At 30.6% G+C, this 3,127-nt stretch carries 2 protein-coding genes; both read right to left on the bottom strand.

From position 1 onward, the window contains the following. Positions 1-955: 955 nt before the first annotated feature. The gene (locus tag B4E59_RS07045) at positions 956-2,053 is read right to left on the bottom strand and encodes a hypothetical protein (RefSeq protein ID WP_291052291.1); all 1,098 of its coding nucleotides are present in this window, start codon (positions 2,051-2,053) and stop codon (positions 956-958) included. A 2-nt stretch (positions 2,054-2,055) separates the two neighbouring features. After that, positions 2,056-2,838 (bottom strand): RNA polymerase sigma factor, encoded by a 783-nt coding sequence (locus B4E59_RS07040; RefSeq protein WP_291052288.1) that lies wholly within the window; start codon positions 2,836-2,838, stop codon positions 2,056-2,058. Between the last annotated feature and the right edge of the window lie 289 nt (positions 2,839-3,127).

Below are 3,127 nucleotides of genomic sequence, written 5' to 3'. Positions count from 1 at the left end.
GCTAAAACCTTTTTTACGTTTTATTCAACCATTTTCTTAACGTGTGAGTTTTAATGCCGGGTTTTCATCCTTTTTCAATATTCAAATCCACTTTCAACAAAGAATTTATAAACTGTTATTGCTGAAAAGTCGAGCGTCAATTCGGCGTAAAGAGCGTTAAAAATGATTTACAGTTCACATTTTTATGTGAATGATTTAAAGCATTTAGCGAATAGCCATTATTGACCGACTTGTAAGCACGGACTTGATTTTTTGATTACTTTTTGATCAAGACTTCCCCAAAGGGTATATGAATTCATTTGAAAACAATAATAACCCATGAATAAAAAGTAATAAATAAAGAACTACTAATTATTCTCTTATTCACGTAATTATGTTCAGAACCTCAACTCATTGTTAATTTGAGGTATCGAGAAATCTATTACTTTCATTTTTTTATTCATAGCTTATCTATTTTAATTATAGGTATTCATATGCCCTTCGGGGAATCGTCAAAAAAACTAACGAAAAAAGACTTGGCCGTAAACCTCTCTACTAAAAATGTTCTCATTCCACTAAAGATTTTACAAACCCTACGGGCTAAAAACTTTTTAACGCTGCATTCAACCATTTTCTTAACCTGAGAGTTTTAATGCCGGATTTTTCTAATTCTTTTTCAATATTCAAATTCCTTGTCATTCAGAACTTTCAAAGAATCTCATATCTCATATCTAATTGTTCATAAAAACATTTTACATCGTAAATCCCATATCAAAAACCTTTTACAAATATTCTACTGCCACCCTACTGCCACTATGTTGCCTTTATCCTGCCTTTATCCTGCCTTTATCTTGGGACCATCTAACGTGTTTCAATAAAACCTAAAAATCCCCCTTTGTATATGTTTTTCACATTTGATGAGCGTTAACAATCACCCCACCCTACGGGTGTACAAATCACCCTCCAAAATTATGGTTTAAGCTGTTATAAGCTCAATACCTGCTTTATCAGCTTTGTATTTTATTTTATGTATGAGCTCATAATAGCTCCAGTTTCTTAAGACAAATCTTTCTTCTTTGGCAATTTGTATTTTTTCTTCTTGATCTACAATAACTATCGTTCCTGCTTTTTTTTCCACACAAAAATCAATTAACATTCTACTGTAGACATGTAGCCGATGATGAATATATTTACTCTCTGTATTTTTTAATTTTTTTGCTATTTTTAATTTTCTTGCTTTTCCTTTCCCTCCTTTGCAAAAGGGCACTCCTTCTAGTATTCTTTTACGAGAAGCTTGTATGGCTAATCTTCTATATAGAAATTCTTCTTTGCTACCAATGGTAAGCTGAGATCTACCTATTTTTACAACCAACGGATATTCTAATGACAAAGAAACTTCTGCAATAATATCGGGTTGTAATTGATTTTTTTCTTTTTCAATTTCTACCGTGAATACCCAAAATATTTTATTTTTTTCTAATTTAATATGTGATCTACAAATTCTAATTTCTTTACTTACTATTTGCTCCAATAGCTTATAATTATCAATATAGTCTCTTCCAAGATATGTTTTAAAAGGAATTTTATAAAGTTTAAAATAAATGTATTTTTTATCTGTATCATACGAGAATTTACTTATCCTCGCTATGTTAAAAGGAATTGCTATATCTCGTTTAAAAATTTTTAATGAAAGTTCCCCTTTCCAATACTTGACACAATCCTTCTTGAAGGACAGGTATAACGTATTGATCAAACTAGACAATATATACATCGGAACTTCGTCCTTAAAACGTTTTGAGAGCACACGATAAATTGTAGTCGACCGTGACCATTTGAGTATACCAGAATCATCTTTGTTTTCGTCTGCTAATTTATATTTGATTCCTTCAGAGAAATAAAAAAAATCTTTCACCATTTCTTGCACATACAAATGAGAAACAATCATATTAGCCGCTATAAAACATCTATTTTGCCATTTATAAAGCGTACTCACAACTTCTTTTCGTTCTTCTTGGGTTGGTAAATCAGCAATTAACTGTATTTTACGTGTTAAAAAAACGGTAGAATTTTCCATATTTAGTTATTTAGGGGTTTAAACTTGTTTTGTTGAGTCAATTTATAAGCGACGACAAATTCATTGTGCACTTCTTTCTGAGAAAGTTCTAATGTCTTGGCAATGGTTATAAACGATTGTTTCATTTCGAATCGAAGCTTTAAAATCAACGATTGTTTTTCGGTCATTTGATTTGGTGCCTTTTCCTCAGAAATTATTTCTTTTTTAGACACGAATACATCATGACTATTTATAAGGTTCTTAACATCCTCTATTGCACTTTTAATCTCCTTGCTCGTTTCTGAAACTCTTTTTCCCATTGCATTGGCAATTGCTTTGTATCTAAATCCATATTTCAAGCAGAGTTCAATCAAATGTTTTCTTTCAGCGCTTAATAAGGGTAATATTTTTCTAATTTCTTCATAATGTTGGTCATGTATTAGTTTATCCTTTATGTTTTCTGCAACCTCTAAAGGATCGTATACAGTCAAATAATTCTCATAATTCTCGTAACTATCCAATGAATGCACTGACCTAAAAAATTTATTTTTAGAACTTCTATAATGCGAATAACAGCTGTGTTTCAAAACAAGTCGCGTGAAAAAAAAGATATGTTCAGGTTTTTCAATTTTCTCACGATATTCCCATAATTTCAGAAACGCATCTTGTACCAAACATTCTACAACAAATTCATCCGTAATTATTTGTTTACCAATCCAAAAAAGTAGTCTTTTATGTCGTGAATAAATTTGCTCTAAGGCTTTGGGATCGCCTTTTTTCAATAATTCATATTCTTTTTTTAGCATAATAAAGGTGGTTTTAATTATGTTTTACGTGATGCATTACGTTATACGTTTTACGCTTAACGTTTTACGTGTTTTTTCTTATTAATACTCAAATTCACTTTTAACAACATTTGAAATTAAAAATTCTTTAATGTCACTTTTTTATTCATTCCTTATCTATTTTAATTATTTGCATTCATATGCCCTTCGGGGAACAAACTAAAAAGTAACCAAAAAGTCAAGGCCGTAAACCTCTCTACTAAAAATGTTCTCATTTCACTAAAGATTTTACAAACCCTACGGGCTAAAA

The sequence above is a fragment of the Empedobacter sp. UBA2044 genome, assembly GCF_002333005.1.
GTDB lineage: Bacteria > Bacteroidota > Bacteroidia > Flavobacteriales > Weeksellaceae > Empedobacter > Empedobacter falsenii_B.
The sequence above is the reverse complement of the archived record's forward strand: the minus strand, read 5'-3'. Positions and strand labels throughout refer to the sequence as shown.